At 65.7% G+C, this 21,251-nt stretch carries 20 protein-coding genes; 7 read left to right on the forward strand and 13 right to left on the reverse strand.

What is annotated here, in order from left to right; all coding sequences use genetic code 11:
* The first annotated feature begins 17 nt into the window (after positions 1-17).
* A complete protein-coding gene (locus N2605_RS35790) occupies positions 18-548 on the forward strand; it encodes a hypothetical protein (RefSeq protein ID WP_109141820.1) in 531 nt (176 codons plus the stop codon).
* A 186-nt stretch (positions 549-734) separates the two neighbouring features.
* Here N2605_RS35790 and N2605_RS35795 read toward each other — a convergent pair whose 3' ends face one another.
* Together N2605_RS35795 and N2605_RS35800 are read right to left on the reverse strand one after the other, a co-directional pair.
* Positions 735-1,322, reverse strand: a complete 588-nt coding sequence (locus N2605_RS35795; RefSeq protein ID WP_036008765.1) for a DUF4337 domain-containing protein — start codon at positions 1,320-1,322, stop codon at positions 735-737.
* 85 nt (positions 1,323-1,407) lie between these two features.
* Positions 1,408-2,373 (reverse strand): tyrosine recombinase XerC, encoded by a 966-nt coding sequence (locus N2605_RS35800; RefSeq protein WP_036008764.1) that lies wholly within the window; start codon positions 2,371-2,373, stop codon positions 1,408-1,410.
* A gap of 113 nt (positions 2,374-2,486) precedes the next feature.
* Here N2605_RS35800 and N2605_RS35805 point away from each other — a divergent pair, with 113 nt between their 5' ends.
* A complete protein-coding gene (locus N2605_RS35805; RefSeq protein WP_260345377.1) occupies positions 2,487-4,691 on the forward strand; it encodes a primosomal protein N' in 2,205 nt (734 codons plus the stop codon).
* A 225-nt stretch (positions 4,692-4,916) separates the two neighbouring features.
* Here the strand turns inward: N2605_RS35805 and N2605_RS35810 are convergent, their stop codons facing one another.
* On the reverse strand, positions 4,917-5,411 hold the full coding sequence (locus N2605_RS35810) for a septal ring lytic transglycosylase RlpA family protein (RefSeq protein WP_036008760.1): 495 nt from the start codon (positions 5,409-5,411) through the stop codon (positions 4,917-4,919).
* 659 nt (positions 5,412-6,070) lie between these two features.
* Between N2605_RS35810 and N2605_RS35815 the strand changes: the two genes are divergently transcribed.
* From N2605_RS35815 to N2605_RS35835, 5 genes are all read left to right on the forward strand, one after another.
* Positions 6,071-6,631: a F0F1 ATP synthase subunit delta gene (locus N2605_RS35815; RefSeq protein WP_109141817.1), complete on the forward strand. Its 561-nt coding sequence runs from the start codon at positions 6,071-6,073 to the stop codon at positions 6,629-6,631.
* Positions 6,631-8,160 (forward strand): F0F1 ATP synthase subunit alpha, encoded by a 1,530-nt coding sequence (gene atpA, locus N2605_RS35820; protein ID WP_036008755.1) that lies wholly within the window; start codon positions 6,631-6,633, stop codon positions 8,158-8,160. The genes N2605_RS35815 and atpA overlap by 1 nt, the downstream gene beginning before the upstream one ends.
* Positions 8,161-8,330: 170 nt before the next feature.
* Positions 8,331-9,203, forward strand: a complete 873-nt coding sequence (locus tag N2605_RS35825) for a F0F1 ATP synthase subunit gamma (protein ID WP_225114554.1) — start codon at positions 8,331-8,333, stop codon at positions 9,201-9,203.
* 34 nt (positions 9,204-9,237) lie between these two features.
* Positions 9,238-10,680, forward strand: a complete 1,443-nt coding sequence (atpD, locus tag N2605_RS35830; RefSeq protein WP_225130761.1) for a F0F1 ATP synthase subunit beta — start codon at positions 9,238-9,240, stop codon at positions 10,678-10,680.
* Positions 10,681-10,768: 88 nt separating this feature from the next.
* A complete protein-coding gene (locus N2605_RS35835) occupies positions 10,769-11,176 on the forward strand; it encodes a F0F1 ATP synthase subunit epsilon (protein ID WP_036008748.1) in 408 nt (135 codons plus the stop codon).
* Between the two features lie 170 nt (positions 11,177-11,346).
* On the opposite strand, the gene N2605_RS35840 is transcribed toward N2605_RS35835, so the two are convergent.
* The 10 genes from N2605_RS35840 to proB all read right to left on the reverse strand — a co-directional run bounded on the left by N2605_RS35840 (position 11,347) and on the right by proB (position 21,087).
* Entirely contained in the window at positions 11,347-11,847 is a 501-nt protein-coding gene (locus N2605_RS35840; RefSeq protein ID WP_036024643.1) for an RNA pyrophosphohydrolase, read from the reverse strand.
* Positions 11,848-12,040: 193 nt separating this feature from the next.
* The gene (locus N2605_RS35845; RefSeq protein WP_036024645.1) at positions 12,041-12,547 is read right to left on the reverse strand and encodes an RNA pyrophosphohydrolase; all 507 of its coding nucleotides are present in this window, start codon (positions 12,545-12,547) and stop codon (positions 12,041-12,043) included.
* Positions 12,548-12,622: 75 nt separating this feature from the next.
* On the reverse strand, positions 12,623-13,843 hold the full coding sequence (locus N2605_RS35850) for a divergent polysaccharide deacetylase family protein (RefSeq protein WP_128265204.1): 1,221 nt from the start codon (positions 13,841-13,843) through the stop codon (positions 12,623-12,625).
* A 146-nt stretch (positions 13,844-13,989) separates the two neighbouring features.
* On the reverse strand, positions 13,990-15,351 hold the full coding sequence (locus N2605_RS35855; RefSeq protein WP_036008736.1) for a S41 family peptidase: 1,362 nt from the start codon (positions 15,349-15,351) through the stop codon (positions 13,990-13,992).
* A complete protein-coding gene (locus N2605_RS35860; protein WP_260347538.1) occupies positions 15,348-16,727 on the reverse strand; it encodes a murein hydrolase activator EnvC family protein in 1,380 nt (459 codons plus the stop codon). Before N2605_RS35860 ends, N2605_RS35855 begins: the two co-directional genes overlap by 4 nt.
* Positions 16,728-16,759: 32 nt before the next feature.
* Positions 16,760-17,242 (reverse strand): 23S rRNA (pseudouridine(1915)-N(3))-methyltransferase RlmH, encoded by a 483-nt coding sequence (gene rlmH / locus N2605_RS35865; RefSeq protein WP_057026550.1) that lies wholly within the window; start codon positions 17,240-17,242, stop codon positions 16,760-16,762.
* A gap of 91 nt (positions 17,243-17,333) precedes the next feature.
* Positions 17,334-17,690 (reverse strand): ribosome silencing factor, encoded by a 357-nt coding sequence (rsfS, locus tag N2605_RS35870; RefSeq protein WP_024338888.1) that lies wholly within the window; start codon positions 17,688-17,690, stop codon positions 17,334-17,336.
* A gap of 209 nt (positions 17,691-17,899) precedes the next feature.
* Positions 17,900-18,544, reverse strand: a complete 645-nt coding sequence (locus N2605_RS35875) for a nicotinate-nucleotide adenylyltransferase (protein WP_036024650.1) — start codon at positions 18,542-18,544, stop codon at positions 17,900-17,902.
* 19 nt (positions 18,545-18,563) lie between these two features.
* Positions 18,564-19,859, reverse strand: coding sequence for a glutamate-5-semialdehyde dehydrogenase (locus N2605_RS35880; protein ID WP_225148668.1), 1,296 nt, complete (start codon positions 19,857-19,859; stop codon positions 18,564-18,566).
* 106 nt (positions 19,860-19,965) lie between these two features.
* Positions 19,966-21,087 carry a glutamate 5-kinase gene (proB, locus tag N2605_RS35885; RefSeq protein ID WP_260345380.1) on the reverse strand — a complete coding sequence of 374 codons (1,122 nt, stop codon included), beginning with the start codon at positions 21,085-21,087 and terminating at the stop codon, positions 19,966-19,968.
* Positions 21,088-21,251 lie beyond the last annotated feature (164 nt).

Here is a 21,251-nt window from a genome sequence, read left to right on the forward strand (position 1 = left end):
AACCGGGCGGGGAACACATGCTGCGCCGCCTTCTTCAACCGGTCTGGGTCCTGCTTGCGATCGTCTTCCTGATCGAAGCCTGGCTGTGGGATCATCTCGAGCCGATCGTCGCCAGGATCGTCGCAGCCATCCCGCTGGCGCGCTTCAAGCATTGGCTGACGGAGCGCGTCGATGCGCTCTCGCCGGCCATGACGCTGCTCGTGTTTGCGGTGCCCGTCGTCCCGCTGTTTCCGCTCAAGCTGGTCGGGCTGTGGCTGCTCGCGCATGAATACTGGACCGGCGCGTTCTTCACGATCGTGTTCGGAAAGCTTGTCGGCGTCGGCGTCACCGCCTTCGTGTTCGACGTCACGCGCGCCAAGCTTCTGGAGATGCGCTGGTTCGAGCGGATCTACGCCCTGGTGCTGAGGGTGCGCGCCAAGGCCGCCGAGCTGGTCGACCCGATCAAGCGCCGCATCCGCGAGCTGATCGCCGGCAACGGCGAGGGCTGGTCCTACCGCACGCTGCGTATGATCCAGCGCTTCAGGAAGAGCGTGCATCAGGCGCGGTGATCTTCGCCACAAGGACCGTCCGTAGCCCGGATGGAGCGCAGCGCAATCCGGGACAGGCGTCCCCGCTCTATCCTCCGTCATTGCGAGCGCAGCGAAGCAATCCAGTATCTTTCCCCGGAGGCAGTCTGGATTGCTTCGTCGCAAGGGCTCCTCGCAATGACGCGGTGAGAACCCGGCCTCAACACCTCAATGCAAATGCAGCAGATGTGGCCACCACAGGCCGAGCGCGGTCATGAACAGGCCGGCGATCGTCAGCGCGCCGCCGACATAGGCGAGCGCGATCATGCCGGTGATGATGGTGGCGGACGCCAGCACGATGCCGATCTGGAAGGCGGCCGAGGCCAGCTCGAAATGGTGGTACTTCGCGGTCGCCTCGTCGCGGGCGTGCTCGGCGTGCTTGGCCTTGTCCGCAAGCTGCTCGGTGCCTTCGCCGGTCTCGGGCTCGGAGCGGTAGCGCTGCGCGGTCTTGGTCCAGTCGTCGATCTGCTTCTGCACGGCGGGCTTCTGCGCCTCGGCCGCGGCGGCCAGTGTCAGCTTGCCCTGTTCCGCCGCGGTCACCACCACGGTGCGGCGGATGCTCTTGGCCTGGAAGAATGCCCAGAGATTGGCGGCCTCGACGTTCTTGCTGATCGATTCGGTCTGGGCACCCTTGCCGAGCGTCTCCGAGATCGCCAGGAACAGCGCCAGCACGGCGATCAGAAGAGCGATCTTCTTGTTCGAGCCGGACGCGTGTTCGGCGTGCTCGGCATGCTCCATGCTTTCATGTGCGCCCATATAATGTCCCTCCTGTGCCGGTTCCCACGATTTGACCGAACCGTGGGCGCTGTGCAAGAGGCACGCGAGCTATGACGAGAGTGTGTCAGCGCCGCGGATGGGCGCTGGCATACACCTCGAGCAGCCGCTCGGAATCGATGCCGGTATAGACCTGCGTGGTCGACAGCGAGGAATGGCCGAGCAATTCCTGGATGGCGCGCAGATCGCCGCCGCGCGAGAGCAGATGCGTGGCGAAGGAATGCCGCAGCGCGTGCGGCGTGGCGCTGTCGGGCAGCCCGAGCGCGCCGCGCAGCCGCTCCATCGCGAGCTGGATGATGCGCGGGCTCAAGGGGCCGCCGCGCGCGCCGACGAAGATCGGTCCTTCCGCCGGCAGCGGATAGGGGCACATCGCGACATATTCCTGCACCAGCGCGAGCACGTTCTGCAGCACCGGCACCATGCGGGTCTTGTTGCCTTTGCCTGTCACGACCAGCACGTCGCCTTCGCCGGGCTTCGGCACCTCGCGGCGCTTGAGACCCAGCGCCTCGGAGATGCGCAGGCCCGAGCCATAGAGCAGCGCCATCACCGCGGCATCGCGCGCCAGGATCCAGGTCTCGCGCTCCTCGCCGGCGCGCTCGTCGGCGTCGGCAAGACGTTTGGCCGATGCCATCGGCAGCGGCTTCGGCAGGCTCTTGGCGACCTTCGGCGCGCGGATCGCCGACAATGCACCGACCTTGCCCTTGCCCTCACGCTCCAGAAAACGTCCGAACGAGCGCAGGCCCGCCAGGGCGCGCATCAGGCTGCGGCCGGCGATGTCGTCGGCGCGGCGCATCGCCATGAAGGCGCGCACGTCGGTGGCTTCCAGCGCTGCAAACCGCTCGAGCGTGACGCGCTCGCCCCAATGGCCACAGAGGAAATCCAGGCATTGCCGCAGATCGCGGCCATAGGCCTCCAGCGTCTTCGGCGACAGCCGCCGCTCGGCGCCGAGATGCGACAGCCAGCGCGCCATCTCCTGCGCGATCGAGGGATCGGCGCTGGCGAGCTCGATGTGTGGGGCGGCCGCTTTGCTCATGCGCTCTGGACGTGGTGATTCCGCACAGTATATCGCATCACACCAGTTTACTGTTCGCTAAGGCCGCCGCGCGGCGCTAGCCTCAAGACCTCAAGGTTCCGATTCCAAAGCTCATGGACCAATCGCCGCGCAACGACACCGCCCCCGCCACCCGCATGGTCGACGTGCTGGTGCCGGTCGCGCTCGACCAGACCTATTCCTACAAGGTGCCGCGCGGGATGGAGCTGAAGGCGGGCGATCTCATCAGTGTGCCGCTCGGTCCGCGCGAGGTGCTGGCCGTGATCTGGGGCGAGAACGCCAATCCCGATCCGCGCCTGCACAACCGCCTCAAGGAGGTCAGCGAGAAGCTCGATATCCCGCCGCTCAAGCCGGAGCTGCGCCAGGTGGTGGACTGGGTCGCCAATTACACGCTGAGCCCGCGCGGCATGGTGCTGCGCATGTGCCTGCGCATGGGCGAAAATCTCGGCCCGGAGCGGGTGCGCGCCGGCGTGCGCCTGACCGGCAATCCGCCGAAGCGTTTGACGCCGGCGCGCCAGCGTGTCATCGCGCTGCTGTCGGACCGGCTGCTGCACGGCAAGTCCGAGGCGGCCAAGGAGGCCGGCGTCTCCTCGGGCGTGATCGACGGCCTCGTCGATGAAGGCACGCTCACGGTGGAGCCGATGCCGCCGCCGCCACCGCCGCCGGCACCCGATCCGGAATTCGGCCGGCCGGATTTTTCGCCGCTGCAGCGTGCCGGTGTGGATGCGATGCGCGCGCTCGCGGCCAATGGCACCTTCCATGTCGCGCTGCTCGATGGCGTCACCGGCTCGGGCAAGACCGAGGTCTATTTCGAAGCGGTCGCCGAGGTGGTCCGCCGCGGCAAGCAGGCGCTGATCCTGATGCCGGAGATCGCGCTGACCGGCCAGTTCCTCGATCGCTTCGCGCAGCGTTTTGGCGTGCGGCCGATCGAATGGCATTCCGAGCTCACCCCGCGCACCCGCGCGCGCAATTGGGCCGCGATCTCCGAAGGTTCGGCGCCGGTCGTGGTCGGCGCGCGTTCGGCGCTGTTTCTCCCTTACGCCAATCTTGGCCTCATCGTCGTCGATGAGGAGCACGACCAGGCCTACAAGCAGGACGACGGCGTGCACTACCACGCCCGTGACATGGCGGTGGTGCGCGGGCATATCGCAAAAATTCCGGTCGTGCTGGCCTCCGCGACGCCGTCGGTGGAATCCGAGGTCAATGCGCGCAAGAACCGCTATCAGCGCATCGCGCTGCCCTCGCGCTTCGGCGGCCAGCACATGCCGCATATCGAGGCCATCGATTTGCGCCGCGAGCCGCCCGCGCGCGGCCGCTTCATCTCGCCGCGGCTCGCCGGCGAGATCAGGACCGCGATCGAGCGGCGCGAGCAGGCGCTGCTCTTCCTCAATCGCCGCGGCTATGCGCCGCTGACGCTGTGCCGTGCCTGCGGCCATCGCTTCGCCTGCTCCATCTGCGATGCCTGGCTGGTCGATCATCGCTTTCGCCAGCGCCTCGTCTGTCACCATTGCGGCTTCTCGATGCCGCGCCCGCATGTCTGCCCGAACTGTTCGGCCGAGGAATCGCTGGTCGCGGTCGGCCCCGGCGTGGAGCGCCTGCAGGAGGAGGCGGCCGCGTTGTTCCCGCAAGCGCGCACCATGGTGCTGTCGAGCGATCTCATCACCTCGATCGAAACGATGCGAAGCGAGCTCGCCGAGATCGCGGAGGGCCGCGTCGACATCATCATCGGCACGCAGCTCGTGGCCAAAGGGCACAACTTCCCGCGGCTCAATCTGGTCGGCGTGGTCGATGCCGATCTCGGCCTTTCCAACGGCGATCCGCGCGCGGCGGAGCGCACCTGGCAATTGCTCAACCAGGTGATCGGCCGCGCCGGCCGAGAGCAGGGCCGCGGCGTCGGCTATCTGCAGACCCACCAGCCCGATCATCCCGTGATGCGGGCGCTCGTCGCCTGCGACCGCGAGGCGTTCTACGACAGCGAGATCGAGCTGCGCGAGAAGACGCTCTATCCGCCGTTCGGCCGGCTCGCCAGCCTGATCATCTCCGCCGGCGATCGCCCGGGCGCCGAAGGCTTCGGCCGCAAGCTCGTCGCGCTCGCGCCGCGCGACGAGCGCGTCGTCGTGCTCGGCCCCGCCGAAGCGCCGCTCGCCGTCATCAAGGGCCGCTACCGCTTCCGCATCCTGGTGAAATCGGCGCGCGGTTTCGACCTGTCGGACTATTTGCGCAACTGGCTCGCGGTCTGCCCGAAGCCGACAGGCAATCTGAAGCTGGAAGTCGACGTCGATCCGCAGAGCTTTTTGTAGGGCCACCGCAGCCATACCCTCTACTGTCATTCCGGGGCGCGCGTAGCGCGAGCCCGGAATCCATCGGGCGGCAGAGTTTGTGGATGAATGGATTCCGGTTCGCGCTCCGCGCGCCCCGGAATGACAAAACAAAAAAAGCCCGCGGTCCCCCAAGACCGCGGGCTTGTTTCACGTGCGCAGCAAACTGATGAAAACTGCGCGCTCGATCAGGCGCGGATCGCGCCTTTAGGAGACGACTTCCGCGGTGACGCGGCCAACGCCGCGACTGGTGAGGCCAATGGCGCGGGCGGCACCCGTGGAGAGGTCGAGCACACGCCCGCGAATGAACGGGCCGCGGTCGTTGATGGTGACGATGACGCTCTGGCTGCCATGGGTGACGCGCAGCTTGGTGCCGAAGGGCAGCGAACGGTGCGCCGCGGTCATGGCGTTCTGGTTGAAGCGCTGGCCCGAGGCGGTCTTGCTGCCGGACTCATTGCCGTAAAAGGACGCGATGCCGGAGAAGCTGCGGCCCGTGCCGGAGGTCGGCGTCATCGACGCATTGGCATTGCGCCAATCGGAGGTCGCGTTGGCCTCGGTCTGGGCGTGGTGGCGGTGGTGATGCCGATGCTTGGATTTGGCGGAAGCTTCGGTGGCAGTTCCACCGACGAGGAGAGTTGCGGCGACGAAAGCAATCGCCGTACGCGGCCGGGTCACAAAGCCCAGCGTCTTCAAAGACAGCATTTAATGGTCCCTAAGCTAGTATTGCCACATTTGTGGCAAGTGGAGCCCCCATCAGTTTGTGAGCGATTTGGCGTTTCGATTCCCAATGAGGCGTGAATTGGGCAGTAAATCCGCTATGTGTCGTCTTGAAATATCTTGTTACCGTCGCGTGATATTCAGCCGATGTTCCGTAATCTTCGCCTTTAACGATTTATTAACCTCTATATTACTTGCGAATACTGTAAAGCGAAGTCATCGCCCTTAGCGTTTAGAATTCGATAAGTATTCGGCGGGTGGAACTGGTGGGAACGGATTCACGCCTCAGCGATCCGTGTTCATGGCCGCTATGCGCTGGGGGCAGGAACCAAATGGGGGGTGCCGCGGCAGGGCCGGCGCTGAATTCCGTGACGTGGCAGGTCGCCGCCTCGGTCGGCCCTCCCGCGCGCAATGTGTTGCGAGGCTGCGACGAACTGGCGATAGAACCTCATGCCTTTAGTTTGGCGTCATGTTGCACCTGCGCACCTGCTATGTTAGCAAAGCCGCGATTTTAACGAGCCCGGCACCTCCCGTGCTGGTCGGAAATCGAAGTCCCGCTTGAATTCCAAGGGCTTGGATCGCTAGGCGCCGCTTCGTGGCGACGGTTTTTCCCTTGCGAGTTTGACAGCAAAAAGAGCGCGTCTGTGGCTGCAGAAGATACGTCCGTTTCAGGTGTGTCCGGCCGTTATGCAACGGCCTTGTTCGAGCTGGCCCGCGACCAGAACGTGGTCGACGAGGTCAAAGCCGATCTTGATAAATTCGATGCCTTGCTGAACGAAAGCGCTGATCTCAAGCGCCTCGTCCGCAGCCCGGTGTTCGCCGCCGATGCCCAGTCCAAGGCCCTTTCGGCCGTGCTGGACAAGGCGGGCATCGCCGGCATCACCGCCAACTTTCTGAAAGTGCTGACCGCCAACCGCCGCCTGTTCGCGGTGGCCGACGTCAGCCGCGCCTACCGCGCCCTCGTGGCCCGGTTCAAGGGCGAGACGACGGCCGACGTCACGGTGGCGGAGGCGCTCTCTGACAAGAATCTCGATGCCCTCAAGGTTGCCCTGAAGTCGGTGACCGGCAAGGACGTCGCGCTGAACGTGAAAGTCGATCCCTCGATCATCGGTGGCCTCGTCGTCAAGCTGGGCAGCCGCATGGTGGATGGTTCGCTTCGCACCAAACTCAATTCGATCAAGCACGCGATGAAAGAGGCAGGCTGATGGACATCCGCGCCGCGGAAATTTCCGCGATCCTCAAGGACCAGATCAAGAATTTCGGCCAGGAAGCTGAAGTCTCCGAAGTCGGACAGGTGCTGTCCGTCGGCGACGGTATCGCCCGCGTCTACGGTCTGGACAACGTCCAGGCCGGTGAAATGGTCGAGTTCGAGAACGGCACCCGCGGCATGGCGCTGAACCTCGAAACCGACAACGTCGGTGTCGTTATTTTCGGTGCCGACCGCGAGATCAAGGAAGGCCAGACCGTCAAGCGCACCCGCGCCATCGTGGACGCGCCGGTCGGCAAGGGCCTGCTCGGCCGCGTCGTCGACGCGCTCGGCAACCCCATCGACGGCAAGGGACCGATCCAGGCCGAGAAGCGCATGCGCGTCGACGTCAAGGCACCCGGCATCATTCCGCGAAAGTCGGTGAACGAGCCGATGGCGACCGGCCTCAAGGCCATCGACGCCCTGATCCCGATCGGCCGCGGCCAGCGCGAGCTGATCATCGGCGACCGCCAGACCGGCAAGACCGCGATCGCGCTCGACACCATCCTGAACCAGAAGCCGCTCAACGCGCAGCCGGACGAGAACATCAAGCTGTACTGCGTCTACGTCGCGGTCGGCCAGAAGCGTTCGACCGTCGCCCAGTTCGTGAAGGTGCTGGAAGAGCAGGGCGCGCTCGAATACTCGATCGTCGTCGCCGCCACCGCCTCCGATCCGGCGCCGATGCAGTACATCGCGCCCTTTACCGGCTGCACCATGGGCGAGTACTTCCGCGACAACGGCATGCACGCGGTCATCATCTATGACGATCTGTCCAAGCAGGCCGTCGCCTACCGTCAGATGTCGCTGCTGCTGCGCCGCCCGCCGGGCCGCGAAGCCTATCCCGGCGACGTGTTCTATCTGCACTCCCGCCTGCTCGAGCGCGCGGCGAAGCTGAACAAGGACATGGGCTCGGGCTCGCTGACGGCGCTGCCTGTCATCGAAACCCAGGCCAACGACGTGTCGGCTTACATCCCGACCAACGTCATCTCGATCACCGACGGCCAGATCTTCCTGGAAACCGACCTGTTCTTCCAGGGCATCCGTCCTGCCGTGAACGTCGGTCTGTCGGTGTCGCGCGTCGGTTCGTCGGCGCAGACCAAGGCCACCAAGAAGGTCGCCGGCAAGATCAAGGGCGAGCTCGCGCAGTACCGCGAAATGGCGGCGTTCGCGCAGTTCGGCTCCGACCTCGACGCCTCGACCCAGCGCCTGCTCAACCGCGGCTCGCGCCTCACCGAGCTGCTCAAGCAGCCGCAGTTCTCGCCGCTGAAGATGGAAGAGCAGGTCTGCGTGATCTGGGCCGGCACCAACGGCTATCTCGATCCGCTCCCGCTCAACAAGGTGCGCGCGTTCGAGGACGGCCTGCTCTCGCTGCTGCGCGGCAAGCACGCCGACATCCTCAACGCGATTCGCGACAGCCGCGATCTCTCCGACGATACCGCTGCCAAGCTGAAGTCGGTGGTCGAGGGCTTCGCGAAGTCTTTCTCGTAAGAAGGCCGTCATGGCCGGGCCAAAGCGCGAAGCGCGTCTTCGCAACTGAAGTCCCGGCCATCCACGTCTTGTGCGTGGAAGACGGAGAACGTGGATGCCCGGGACACGCCCGGGTATGACGAAAGGATAGGGTCGCGGTCGAGCCGCAGGCTGATCGCTGGGGACGAAGAATGGCGTCACTTAAAGACATGCGCGTCCGCATCGCCTCCACCAAGGCGACGCAAAAGATCACCAAGGCCATGCAGATGGTCGCGGCCTCCAAGCTGCGCCGCGCGCAGACCGCCGCGGAAGCGGCGCGTCCCTATGCCGACAAGATGAGCGCGGTGATCTCCAACATCGCCAGCGCCGCGGTCGGCTCGCCCGGCGCACCGGTGCTGCTGGCCGGCACCGGCCGGGACCAGGTTCATCTGCTGCTGGTCTGCACCGGCGAGCGCGGCCTGTCCGGCGCCTTCAACTCCTCGATCGTGCGTCTCGCCCGCGAGCGCGCTCTGGCGCTCGCTGCGCAGGGCAAGGAGGTGAAATTCTTCTGCGTCGGCCGCAAGGGTTACGAGCAGCTCCGCCGCCAGTTCGACAAGCAGATCGTCGAGCACATGGACCTGCGCAGCGTCCGCCAGCTCGGCTTCGTCAACGCCGAGGAGATCGCCAAGAAGGTTCTGGCGCGCTTCGACAACGGCGAATTCGACGTCTGCACGCTGTTCTACTCGCAATTCAAGTCGGTGATCGCGCAGATCCCGACCGCCCAGCAGGTCATCCCGCTGGTCATCGAGGAGGGCGGTGCCGCCAACACGACGTCGTACGAATACGAGCCGGAAGAGGACGAGATCCTCACGCGGCTGTTGCCGCGCAATCTCGCCGTGCAGATCTTCCGCGCCCTGCTCGAGAACAACGCCTCGTTCTACGGCGCGCAGATGAGCGCGATGGACAACGCCACGCGCAACGCCGGCGAAATGATCCGCAAGCAGACGCTGGTCTACAACCGCACGCGTCAGGCTCAGATCACCAAGGAACTCATCGAAATCATCTCCGGCGCAGAAGCAGTCTGACCGGACACGAAATTCGGATCGAAGGAGACAGTAAATGGCTACAGTAGCCACACAGATCGGTCGCGTTACCCAGGTCATGGGCGCTGTCGTCGACGTGCAGTTCGAAGGCCACCTGCCGGCCATTCTCAACTCGCTCGAGACCAAGAACGGCAACAACCGCCTGGTGCTGGAAGTCGCGCAGCATCTCGGCGAGTCGACCGTCCGCACCATCGCGATGGACGCCACCGAAGGTCTGGTGCGCGGCCAGGAAGTGACCGACACCGGTCAGCCGATTTCGGTTCCCGTGGGTGACGGTACGCTGGGCCGCATCATGAACGTCATCGGCGAGCCGATCGACGAGGCCGGCCCGATCAAGTCGGAAGGCACGCGCGCCATCCACCAGGAAGCGCCGACCTACACCGACCAGTCGACCGAAGCCGAAATTCTCGTCACCGGCATCAAGGTCGTCGATCTGCTCGCTCCGTATGCGAAGGGCGGCAAGATCGGCCTGTTCGGCGGCGCCGGCGTCGGCAAGACCGTGCTGATTCAGGAGCTGATCAACAACGTCGCCAAGGCGCACGGCGGTTACTCCGTGTTCGCCGGCGTCGGCGAGCGTACCCGCGAGGGCAACGACCTCTACCACGAGTTCATCGAGTCCAAGGTCAACGCCGATCCGCACAATCCGGATCCGAGCGTGAAGTCGAAATGCGCTCTCGTGTTCGGTCAGATGAACGAGCCGCCGGGCGCCCGCGCCCGCGTCGGCCTGACCGGTCTGACCGTTGCCGAGCACTTCCGCGACCAGGGCCAGGACGTGCTGTTCTTCGTCGACAACATCTTCCGCTTCACGCAAGCGGGTTCGGAAGTGTCGGCGCTGCTCGGCCGTATTCCTTCGGCGGTGGGTTATCAGCCGACGCTCGCGACCGATATGGGCGCGCTGCAGGAGCGCATCACCACCACGCAAAAGGGCTCGATCACCTCGGTGCAGGCCATCTACGTGCCGGCCGACGACTTGACCGACCCGGCGCCCGCGACCTCGTTCGCGCACTTGGACGCCACCACGGTGCTGTCGCGCGCGATCTCGGAAAAGGGCATCTATCCGGCGGTGGACCCGCTCGACTCGACCTCGCGCATGCTCTCGCCGCTGGTCGTCGGCGAGGAGCACTACACCGTCGCCCGTCAGGTCCAGCAGGTGCTGCAGCGCTACAAGTCGCTCCAGGACATCATCGCCATTCTCGGCATGGACGAGCTTTCGGAAGAGGACAAGCTAACGGTGGCCCGCGCCCGCAAGATCGAGCGCTTCCTGTCGCAGCCGTTCCACGTCGCCGAAATCTTCACGGGTTCGCCGGGCAAGTTCGTGGACCTCGCCGACACCATCAAGGGCTTCAAGGGCCTGGTGGAAGGCAAGTACGACCACCTGCCGGAAGCTGCCTTCTACATGGTCGGCACCATCGAAGAAGCCGTCGAGAAGGGCAAGAAGCTGGCGGCGGAAGCGGCCTAAGGTGCGAATGGCGAATAGGGAGTAGCGAATAGACGCGCTGCTCTCTTCGCCACTCGCCATTCGCTACTCACCATTCGCAAGGTTTCCCATGGCCACCTTCCATTTCGATCTCGTCTCTCCGGAAAAGCTCGCCTTCTCGGGTGAGGTCGATCAGGTCGACATCCCCGGCGCCGAGGGTGATTTCGGCGTGCTGGCGGGGCATGCGCCGGTCGTGGCTGCGATCCGGCCCGGCATCCTCACCGTCACCACCGGCGGCCGCCACGAGAAGATCATCGTGCTCGGCGGCCTTGCCGAAGTCTCCGAAAAGGGCCTCACCGTGCTCGCCGACGTCGCGACCTCGCTGGACGAGCTCGACCGTGTCCAGTTCGCCGAGACGATCGCGGAGATGGAAGAGAACTTGAAGGAGCACGAAGGCACCGAGCTCGATCAGGCCATCGAGCGGCTCGACCACTTCAAGAGCATCCAGCATCAGCTCAACGCCACGGCTATGCACTAAGCCCCGGGGCACCGCTCCGGGGCTCGATCTCCAAATTCCTGAACAGTTTCAGCGCTCGTCACGGTCGTGGCGGGCGCTGAAACTTTATTGCGCTATCGCTGGCGCTGTCGCCTATTTTATCGCGGCGCGTCAGTCACTTCGCTACTGTGCATGGGGTTGTTTTCGAGAGTTCAGTCGGCGAGGTGCGCAAACTCCTGTGCCACCGCGCGGTAGACCTCGCGGCGGAACGGCACCACGAGGTCGGCGACACGGCCGAGGCGCTCCCAGCGCCAGGCGTCGAACTCGGCGGGCTGGCCGTTGCGCGGCGTCAGCGGATCGATCTCGTCGTCCGTGCCGGTGAAGCGCAGCGCGAACCATTTCTGGCGCTGGCCGCGAAATTTCGCCAGCCGGTGCGTCTGCGGTCCGTCGTAAGGCGGGAATTCATAGGTGAACCAGTCGGTCTCGCCGAGATAGTCGGCACTGACGACGTTGGTCTCCTCCCACAGCTCGCGCATCGCCGCATCACGCAGGTTCTCGCCCTCGTCGACGCCGCCCTGCGGCATCTGCCAGTCGAGCCCCGGCAGGATGATCTCGGGTCCGTCACCCTTGAAGCGATGGCCGATCAGCACGCGACCGTCGGCGTTGAACAGCGCGATGCCGACGTTCGGGCGGTAGGGTTTGTGGGTCGTCACGCGTAACCTTCTCTCGTCATTCCGGGCGCGCGAAGCGCGAGCTCTGGTGCGCAATTGCGCACCTGAGAATCCATAACCACAGGCCACAATGGGTTGAAAGGCCGTGGCTGCTATCCTTCGCACAACTTCTGCCTGGGGCTATGGACCCCCGCCTTCGCGGGGGTGACGAGCGGAGCTTTAGGCGGGAGCGTCGCTATCCCTCCGCCAGCGCAGAAAATTCCTGCACCACGCGCTCATAGACTGGGCGCTTGAACGGGATGATCAACTCAGGGAGATTCTTCATCGACTCCCAGCGCCAGCTCACGAATTCCGCCTTGTGGCCGCCGCCGCCGGGATGCTCGACGTTGATCTCGCTGTCCTTGCCGGTGAAGCGCACCGCGTACCATTTCTGGCGCTGGCCGCGGTAGCGGCCCTTCCAGGCGCGCCCGGCAACGGTGCGCGGAATGTCATAGGTGAGCCAGTCCGGGACCTCGCCGAGCCGCTCGACCGAGCGCACGCTGGTCTCCTCGTAGAGCTCGCGCTTGGCCGCTTCCCAGGTGTCCTCGCCGGGATCGACCCCGCCCTGCGGCATCTGCCAGACATGGGTGTCGTCGACATGCTCGATGCCGCCGGCGCGGCGGCCGATGAACACCAGTCCTTTTGGATTGATCAGCATCACGCCGACGCAGGTCCGGTAGGGCAGATCCTCGTAACGCGCCATTCCGCCAGACCTCTTGCCTGCTTCTTGGGAAGGCATGCCGGCCCCGCGAGACCCGCGCCGAACCAATTCGTTGATTTAGCTGGATTTTGATTTCAGCATCGCGGTTGTCAATGGCACCAAAAGGATACCTCGGTCGCCCAATGTCTTGGTCCAGGCGCTGATGCGCTCGATCGAGACGGGCAGGGCGGAGGCCGTGCCGACGGCGATGCCGCGCTCGCGCGCCGCCGATTCCAGCTTGTTGAGGGCGCGGTCGATCTCGGTCGCTGTCGGCACCGCGTCGATGGCGATATCGCCCTTGCCGAACGGCACGGCCTGGTTCGCCGCGGCCTGGGGCGCGATGCTGCGGGGCGAGGAGCCGTCGTCGAAGAAGCCGAGCCCGCGCTTGGCCGCCTCGCGGATGATCGGCTGCATCGCCGGCTCCGTGGCGATGAAGCGGGCGCCCATGAAATTGGTGAGGCCGGCATAGCCCTGCATCCGGCTGAGGTGCCAGTACAGGCGGTCCATGTTCTGGTCGGGGCTGAGCGAGGTCAGCAGCGTCTGCGGCCCCGGATCGTTGTCGGGGAAGTCGTAGGGCTCCATCGGGATCTGGAGGAAGATCTCGTGGCGCTGCGCCCGCGCCCGCTCGGCGAGCTTGCCGGGGTCGGAGCCGTAGGGCGTGAAGGCCAGCGTCACCGCCGGCGGCAGCTTCATGATGGCGTCCAGGGTCTTGGCGGCGCCGACGCCGAGGCCGCCGATCACGATCGCGACCACCGGCATCTTGGCGGCCTTGGCGCGGTCGGCGTCCGCCGCATAGACGTTGAACGGCCTCAGCCCGTCGGCGACCACCGGGATCATGCCGTAGCGCGATTTCTCCAGCAGCTTCGGATTGATCCCGGTCATGACGGGCGGCGGGGCGGATGCAGCCTCGCCCTTGTCGGCGGCATCGCCCCCGCCGATCACCACGTCGCGGCGGGCGCCGGTGGAGCCATCGATCATGGTGATGGTCTTCTGCTCGCCGGGCGCGGCCTGCTTCGGCGTTTCCTTGGTCTCGTGCTTGGTTTCCTGGCCTTGGCCGATGGCAGACTTGTCGTCCGTGGCCTTCTCGGCCGGCCTGAGCTGGTTGATCGCGATCCGGCTCATCGGCTCACCGCCGAGCGGGTCCTTGTTGAAGATGGCGAAGCCGGCAAAGGTAACCAGGAACAGGCCGAGCAGAACAGCCAGCAGCTGCATAGACGTGAACGGCAGCCGCAGCCGCCGTTTGCGGCGCGGCTTATCCTGTCCGAGCGGGGCGCTCAGATCATCGGCCGTTTCAGTCATGCGCGATCCCGAATCACTCCAGCCGACGATACCACGCCGAGGTCAAGCGGCGGCAGGCCGGGATAGGCCGGAGGCAGCAGCAGTTCCCAAGCAAAAAGGGCGGCTTCGGGAAGCCGCCCTTTCGCTGGATCGCGTGATACGCCGACCTAGTTCGCCGCTTTGGCCTTGTCGGTCGCGGCCTTGTTGTCGTTGCCGGGCGTCGGCGCCGCGGAGGCGCTGTTCTTGATGCCGTGGAGCAGGTCGCCGGCGAGCTTGAGCGCCTTGTCGTCCTTTGCGTCCGGCGGGACGTAGGACTGCGAGCCGGTCTTCTCGTCGCCGTCGTTCTTGAGGTGGCCGCGCAGCGAAGCCTCGCCCTTGGTGTCGGTGCGCGACTTCAGCTCGTCCGGCACGTCCTGGAGCACTTCGATATCGGGCACGATGCCCTTGGCCTGGATCGACTTGCCCGACGGCGTGTAATAGCGCGCGGTGGTCAGCCGCAGCGCGCCGTTGCCGCTGCCGAGCGGAATGATGGTCTGCACCGAGCCCTTGCCGAACGAGCGCGTGCCGACGATGGTCGCGCGCTTGTGGTCCTGCAGCGCGCCGGCGACGATTTCCGACGCCGAGGCCGAGCCGCCATTGACCAGCACGATGACCGGCCTGCCCTTGGTCAGGTCGCCCGTATGCGCGGCGCGGCGCTGGGTCTCCTCGGCATTGCGGCCGCGGGTCGAGACGATCTCGCCCTTCTCGAGGAACGAGTCGGAGACGGTGACCGCTTCCTCGAGCAGGCCGCCCGGATTGTTGCGGAGGTCGATGATGAAGCCCTTGAGCTTGTCGCCGCCGATCTGGTTCGTGAGGTTGCCGATCTCGCGCTTCAGGCCTTCGGTGGTCTGCTCGTTGAAGGTGGTGATGCGGATATAGCCGATGTCATCCTGCTCGACGCGCGCGCGCACCGAGCGGACGCGGATGTTGTCGCGCACCAACGTGACGTCGAGCGGATTGTCCTGGCCCTTGCGGATGATCTTGAGCTTGATCTTGGTGTTGACTGGACCGCGCATCTTCTCGACCGCCTGGTTCAGGGTCAGGCCCTGCACCGCCTCGTCGTCGAGATTGGTGATGATGTCGTTGGCCATGACGCCGGCGCGCGAGGCGGGCGTGTCGTCGATCGGCGAGACCACCTTGATCAGGCCGTCCTCCATCGTGACCTCGATGCCGAGGCCGCCGAACTCGCCGCGGGTCTGCACCTGCATGTCGCGGAAGCTCTTCGCGTCCATGTAGCTCGAGTGCGGATCGAGGCCGGTAAGCATGCCGCTGATGGCGGATTCGATCAGCTTGGTGTCATCGGGCTTCTCGACATAGTCGGAGCGCACGCGCTCGAACACATCGCCGAACAGGTTGAGCTGGCGATAGGTGTCCGCGGTGGCGGCTCGCGCGCTGGAGCCCATGAACACCGCGCGCGGCTGGGTCACGAACAGCGTCAGCGCCGCACCGGTGGCGGCGCTGAGGAGGATTACTGAAGTCTTGCGCATCATCCGCGAACCTTCTCGCCTTCATTTGCGGCCCACCATGGGCCTGGATCGATTGGAGTGCCGTCTTTACGGAACTCGACATACAGCACAGGTTGACTCGCATTGGTGGCGAGAATGGAAGCGACCTGAGAGGTCGACCCCATGGTCGCGACCGGCTCCCCCGTGAGCACAAACTGGCCGATGTTGACCGAAATGCGCTCCATCCCGGCGATCAGGACATGATACCCGCCCCCGGCGTTTAGGATCAAGAGTTGTCCATAGCTGCGGAATGGGCCGGCATACACAACCCAGCCATCACACGGCGTCGTGACCTGGGCGCCGGGCTTGGTCGCCAGCGAAATGCCCTTCTGGACGCCGCCGACCCCGTCGGAACCGCCAAAGTCCCTGATCTTGTTACCGTTAACCGGAAACGGCAGGAGGCCCTTGGCCGAAGCGAAGGCGATCGCCGGGGTGGTGCGAGACTTGTCCTTGAACGCGCCCGGGCCCTGTTTGGCGCTGGCGGCCGCGTTTGCCGCCGCCAGTTTGGCCTCCTTGGCCTCGGCCTGCCTTGCGGCCTCGGCGGCCTTCTCGGCCGCCCTGGCGGCGGTTTGCAGATCCTGCTCCATCTTGGCGATCAGCCCCTGGAGATCGCCGACCTGCCTTGACAGTGCGATCGCGCGCGCGCTTTCGGCGTCGAGGTCTTTTTCCCGCGCGGACTGCTGACGCTGCCGTTCCTCGATCAGGGCGGTGAGCCGGGTCTGGTCGCTCCTGACCTTGTCGCGGTCGGAGGCGAGCTGATCGCGCTCGGTGGCTATGGTCTTGCGCAAGGCCACGAGCTCGCCGAGCTCGCTTGCGATCTTCTCGGCGCGGCCGCGCAATTCCGGCACGACGGCGCCAAGCAGCATCGCGGTGCGCAAGGATTGCAGCGCATCTTCGGGCCGCACCAGCAGCGCCGGCGGCGTGCGCCGGCCGGCGCGCTGCAAGGCCGCCAGCACCTCGACGATGTCGGCACGGCGCGAATCCAGCGAAGCGCGCATCTGCTGCTCGCGGCCGTTCAGCGTTCGCAGCCGCGCCTCGGCCTCGTCGATCTTGGTTTCCACGGCGCGCACATTGGCGGCGGTGTCGATCAGCTGCTGATTGAGCTGGGTGCGGTCCTGGCCGAGCGCAGTGATCTCGGCCTTCAGCTTGGCCTGCGCTTCTTCCGCGCTTCGTTGCCTCGCGCGCGCGGCCTCCAGCTCCTGCTCGCGCTGCTTGATCGCGTCGGGCGAGACGGCGGCAGTCTGCGGCGACGGCTCAACTGTCTGACCTTGCGTCTGGGCTTGCGCGAGGCTTTCTTCGGCGAAGAGGCTTGCGCCGGCAAGGCCGGTGATCAGCAGCAGGTTGAGGAGCGGCGCTCGCATCGTGTCGGCAAAGGTGCTCGTTGTGGCGCGCATCACGCGCGGTGATAGGGATGGCCGGCCAGGATGGTGGCGGCCCGATACAGCTGTTCCAGAAGCATGACGCGGATCATTTGGTGCGGCCAAGTCGCAGAGCCGAACGCGATCGCGAGCTTGGCCTTACGGCGCAATTCGGGCGAAAGTCCGTCCGCCCCTCCGATCACGAAAATAGTATGTCCGGCGCCCTCGTCGCGCCAGCGCGCCAGATGCCGTGCGAATACGGTGGACTCGAGATTCTGGCCGCGCTCGTCCAGCGCCACTAGGATCGCCTTGTCAGGAATATGCGCCGAGATCGCCGCGGCCTCTTCGGCCATCCGTGTCGCGGCGTCGCGCGCGCGGCTTTCGGGAATTTCGTGGATGCCGAGCTCGCGGAATCCAAGCTTGCGGCCAGCCTCCTCGAACCGCTCGAAATAGCGGTCTGCAAGCTCCCGTTCGGGGCCCTGCTTCAGCCGGCCCACCGCAATGACAGCAACACGCATGATTCTTGAGTCGCGTTGACGAGACCGCGCGCAACAAGCGCGCGCACGACGCTAGCATGCGCGTCAGCCGATTCGAAATCGGCCTTCGAGCCTAGATCGCCTTCGCCGCCCCTGGGCCCTGCGTGTACAACCGCTCGAGGTTGTAGAACTCGCGGACCTCGGGTCTGAACACGTGCACGATCACGTCGCCGGAATCGATCAGCACCCAGTCGCAATTGGGCAAGCCCTCGACATGGATGTTTTTGATGCCGTTTTCCTTGAGGCTCTTGGTGACGTTTTCCGCGATCGCGCCGACGTGCCGGTTCACCCGGCCGGTGGTGACGATCATGTAGTCGGAGTACGCCGATTTGCCGCGAAGGTCGATGGTGACCGTCTCTTCCGCCTTCATGTCCTCGAGGCGGGAGAGGATCAGGCTCAGCGTCTTGTCGGCGTCGGGTTGCGCCTTCAAGGCCGCAGCTTTGGTCGATGTTTTACGCGTAGGCTTGGCAACCTTGGGTAAAACAGACTTGGACAATACAGATGCGGTCAGGGACCATTCCTTTCACTGTATCGCGAACGCCGAATCCGGGCGCCCACTGGTTACACTACATCATGTGGGGTTAAGGGTTTCAATATGCCAGAGAGACCGAAATCCCCACCAGGTCGGCACACTTCGTCTCACTTCGTACCTTTCCAGCTCCCGTCCGGGTTCCGTAGGCCGGTCGAGGACAGATTCAGCTTCAATCCGGTCAGGAACACCCAGGCCGGTGCCGGCCGATCTGCAAGCTGGACAGCCTTGTTCTCGGGCAGACGGTAGCGCGATAACGCCTGGGCCGCGGGCGAGCCGAGCGCGCGAAAACTCTGCGGGGGGCGATCGATCACGGCCATCGGCACCTGGGCGGCGATGCGCCGCCAGTCCTGCCAACGATGGAATTGAGCGAGATTGTCGGCGCCCATGATCCAGACGAAGCGCAAGCCAGGAAAGCGGCGGCGCAAGGTGTTGATCGTGTCGATAGTATAGCGGGTGCGAATGACGGATTCGAGACAGCTCACCTCGATGCGCGGATCATCGGCGACCTCGCGCGCGGCCTGCATGCGCTCGCCGAGCTCGTGCAGCGTGCCGTTCTCCTTGAGCGGATTGCCCGGCGTAACCAGCCACCAGACGCGATCGAGCTGCAATCGCTTCAGCGCGAAGCGGCTGATCGCGCGGTGCGCCTGATGCGGCGGGTTGAACGAGCCGCCGAGCAGGCCGATGCGCATGCCCGGCGTCGAGGGCGGAACCGCTTGCGCCACGAAGCGCGGCACGACGAGATTGTTGCTCAATGCCCGCGCCCCGCGACGTCTACGGCCGAGTCTGTCCGGTGCCGCGGACGCGATATTTGAAGCTCGTCAATTGCTCAGCGCCGACCGGGCCGCGGGCGTGGAAGCGGCCGGTGGCAATCCCGATCTCGGCGCCGAACCCGAACTCGCCGCCATCGGCAAACTGCGTCGAGGCGTTGTGGAGCACGATCGCGGAATCGACCTCGCTCAGGAACTTGCTCGCCGCAGCCTCATCCGCGCTCACGATGGCATCGGTGTGATGCGAGCCGTGGTCCTGGATGTGCGCGATCGCGCCGTCGACGCCGTCCACCACCTTCGCCGCGATGATCGCGTCGAGATATTCGGTGTCCCAATCCTCCTCGCTCGCCGGCTTGACGCGCGCATCGGCCTTCTGCACGGCCTCGTCACCGCGCACCTCGCAGCCGGCATCGAGCAGCATCTCCACCAGCGGCTTCAGGTTCTTGCCAGCGGCGGCACGATCGACCAGCAGCGTCTCGGCCGCGCCGCAGACGCCGGTGCGTCGCATCTTGGCATTGAGCACGATCGACTTCGCCATGGCGAGGTCTGCGCTGCCATCGATATAGACGTGGTTGACGCCTTCGAGATGCGCGAAGACAGGCACGCGCGCCTCCTGCTCGACCCGCGCGACGAGGCTCTTGCCCCCGCGCGGCACGATCACGTCGATGGCGCCGTTGAGGCCCGACAGCATCATGCCGACCGCTGCGCGGTCGCGCGTCGGCACCAGCGTGATCGCAGCTTCCGGCAGGCCGGCTTCGCGCAGGCCCTGCACCAGGCACTCATGGATGGCGCGGCACGAGCGGAAACTGTCGGAGCCGCCGCGCAGGATCACGGCATTGCCCGACTTCAGGCACAGCACGCCGGCATCGGCCGCGACATTGGGCCGGCTCTCAAAAATCACGCCGACGACGCCGAGCGGCACGCGCACGCGCTCGATGGACATGCCGTTCGGCCGCTGCCAGCGCTCGGTGACGACGCCGATGGGATCGGCGATGCCGCGCACAATGCCGATGCCTTCGGCCATGCCCTCGATGCGCGCCGGCGTCAGCGTCAGGCGATCGATGAAGGAGGAGGTGGCATTGCCGGCGGCACGGGCCTCCGCGACGTCCTCCGCATTGGCGGCGAGGATCGCGGCCGAGTTGGCGCGGATTGCCCGCTCCATGGCTTCCAGCGCGCGGTTCTTCTGCTCCGGCGGCGCCAGCGCCAGCACGCGCGCGGCAGCGCGGGCACGGGTTCCGAGATCGGACATCAGCGCCTGAAGATCGGCATTGCCGTCAACGGCTTTGAGGGGGGCGGCCATGGGGTCAAAACCTTCTGCTAAGGCGGTGTCCTAGCACGGAAATCCCGCTTTTGCGAAGGGCGGGGAGGGTATGGCTGGTCTCCCGGCGGCGAGCGGGGCGGGGCCCTTACCCGCCCACCACCAGATCATCCCGGTGGATCATCTCCGCGCGGCCGCTGATGCCGAGGATGGTCATCACGTCGGGGGAGGAGCGGCCCTTGATCCGCTCGGCATCATCGGCGTCATAGGCGATCAGGCCGCGGCCGACCTCGCTGCCGTCGGGGCCGCGCACGATCACGGCATCGCCGCGGGCGAACTGGCCCTCGACCTTGTTCACGCCGGCCGGCAGCAGGCTGGCCCCGGCCCGTAGCGCGGTCACCGCGCCGGCGTCGATGGTCAGCGTGCCCTTCGGCTCCAGCGTGCCCGCGATCCAGCGCTTTCGCGAGGTGATGGGATTGGCTGGCGTCAGGAACCAGGTGCAGCGGCCGCCATCGGCGATCGCCTGCAAGGGATGCTCGATCTTGCCGGAGGCGATCAGCATATGCGTGCCTCCGGTCGTCGCGATCTTGGCGGCCTCGACCTTGGTGCGCATGCCACCGCGCGACAGCTCGGACTCGGCATCGCCCGCCACCGCCTCGATCTCCGAGGAGATGCTGTCGACGACGGGAATGAGTTTTGCGTTCGGATTGTTCTTCGGCGGGGCATCGTAGAGCCCGTCGATGTCGGACAGCAGCACCAGCAAGTCGGCGCTCGCCATGGTCGCGACGCGCGCGGCGAGGCGATCGTTGTCGCCGTAGCGGATCTCGGTGGTCGCCACCGTGTCGTTCTCGTTGATCACGGGGATCGCGCGCCATTCCAGCAGCTTGCCGATGGTGGAGCGCGCGTTGAGATAGCGGCGGCGCTCCTCGGTGTCCTGCAGCGTCACCAGGATCTGGCCGGCGCCGATACCGTGGGCGCCAAGCACCTCCGACCAGATTCGCGCCAGCGCGATCTGACCGACGGCGGCCGCGGCCTGGCTCTCTTCCAGCTTCAGCGGGCCGCGCGGCAATTTCAGCCGGCTGCGGCCGAGTGCGATCGAGCCGGAGGAGACGACCAGCACGTCGCGCCCTTCCTTGTGCAGCTTGGCCAGGTCGTCGGCCAGTGCAGCCAGCCAGGACGCACGCACCTCGCCCCTGTCGGAATCCACCAGCAGCGCTGAGCCGACCTTGACGACGATGCGGCGGAATTGGCTGAGTTCGGGGCTGGCCATGTCTCTTGTGTGCTGGCGCTGGATGCGAATGACGGCGGAGCGACAGGCGGCGCCGATGAGCCCTGCTTTTGCAGCAGGACGGTGACCGGCGCAAGTCAGCCGGGATGGTAAACGACGCATGTCGGCCTTGTGTCAGCCGTCCGTCTGGCTCTAATGGCGATCAA

The sequence above is a fragment of the Bradyrhizobium yuanmingense genome, assembly GCF_025200905.1.
GTDB lineage: Bacteria > Pseudomonadota > Alphaproteobacteria > Rhizobiales > Xanthobacteraceae > Bradyrhizobium > Bradyrhizobium yuanmingense.

What these genes read in the sequence shown, in the direction of transcription:
- N2605_RS35790 (WP_109141820.1), top strand. Translation starts at nt 18, where the DNA reads ATGCTGCGCCGCCTTCTTCAACCGGTCTGGGTCCTGCTTGCGATCGTC.
- N2605_RS35795 (WP_036008765.1), bottom strand. Translation starts at nt 1,322, where the DNA reads ATGGGCGCACATGAAAGCATGGAGCATGCCGAGCACGCCGAACACGCG.
- N2605_RS35800 (WP_036008764.1), bottom strand. Translation starts at nt 2,373, where the DNA reads ATGAGCAAAGCGGCCGCCCCACACATCGAGCTCGCCAGCGCCGATCCC.
- N2605_RS35805 (WP_260345377.1), top strand. Translation starts at nt 2,487, where the DNA reads ATGGACCAATCGCCGCGCAACGACACCGCCCCCGCCACCCGCATGGTC.
- N2605_RS35810 (WP_036008760.1), bottom strand. Translation starts at nt 5,411, where the DNA reads ATGCTGTCTTTGAAGACGCTGGGCTTTGTGACCCGGCCGCGTACGGCG.
- atpA (WP_036008755.1), top strand. Translation starts at nt 6,631, where the DNA reads ATGGACATCCGCGCCGCGGAAATTTCCGCGATCCTCAAGGACCAGATC.
- N2605_RS35825 (WP_225114554.1), top strand. Translation starts at nt 8,331, where the DNA reads ATGGCGTCACTTAAAGACATGCGCGTCCGCATCGCCTCCACCAAGGCG.
- atpD (WP_225130761.1), top strand. Translation starts at nt 9,238, where the DNA reads ATGGCTACAGTAGCCACACAGATCGGTCGCGTTACCCAGGTCATGGGC.
- N2605_RS35835 (WP_036008748.1), top strand. Translation starts at nt 10,769, where the DNA reads ATGGCCACCTTCCATTTCGATCTCGTCTCTCCGGAAAAGCTCGCCTTC.
- N2605_RS35845 (WP_036024645.1), bottom strand. Translation starts at nt 12,547, where the DNA reads ATGGCGCGTTACGAGGATCTGCCCTACCGGACCTGCGTCGGCGTGATG.
- N2605_RS35850 (WP_128265204.1), bottom strand. Translation starts at nt 13,843, where the DNA reads ATGACTGAAACGGCCGATGATCTGAGCGCCCCGCTCGGACAGGATAAG.
- N2605_RS35855 (WP_036008736.1), bottom strand. Translation starts at nt 15,351, where the DNA reads ATGATGCGCAAGACTTCAGTAATCCTCCTCAGCGCCGCCACCGGTGCG.
- N2605_RS35860 (WP_260347538.1), bottom strand. Translation starts at nt 16,727, where the DNA reads ATGCGAGCGCCGCTCCTCAACCTGCTGCTGATCACCGGCCTTGCCGGC.
- rlmH (WP_057026550.1), bottom strand. Translation starts at nt 17,242, where the DNA reads ATGCGTGTTGCTGTCATTGCGGTGGGCCGGCTGAAGCAGGGCCCCGAA.
- N2605_RS35880 (WP_225148668.1), bottom strand. Translation starts at nt 19,859, where the DNA reads ATGGCCGCCCCCCTCAAAGCCGTTGACGGCAATGCCGATCTTCAGGCG.
- proB (WP_260345380.1), bottom strand. Translation starts at nt 21,087, where the DNA reads ATGGCCAGCCCCGAACTCAGCCAATTCCGCCGCATCGTCGTCAAGGTC.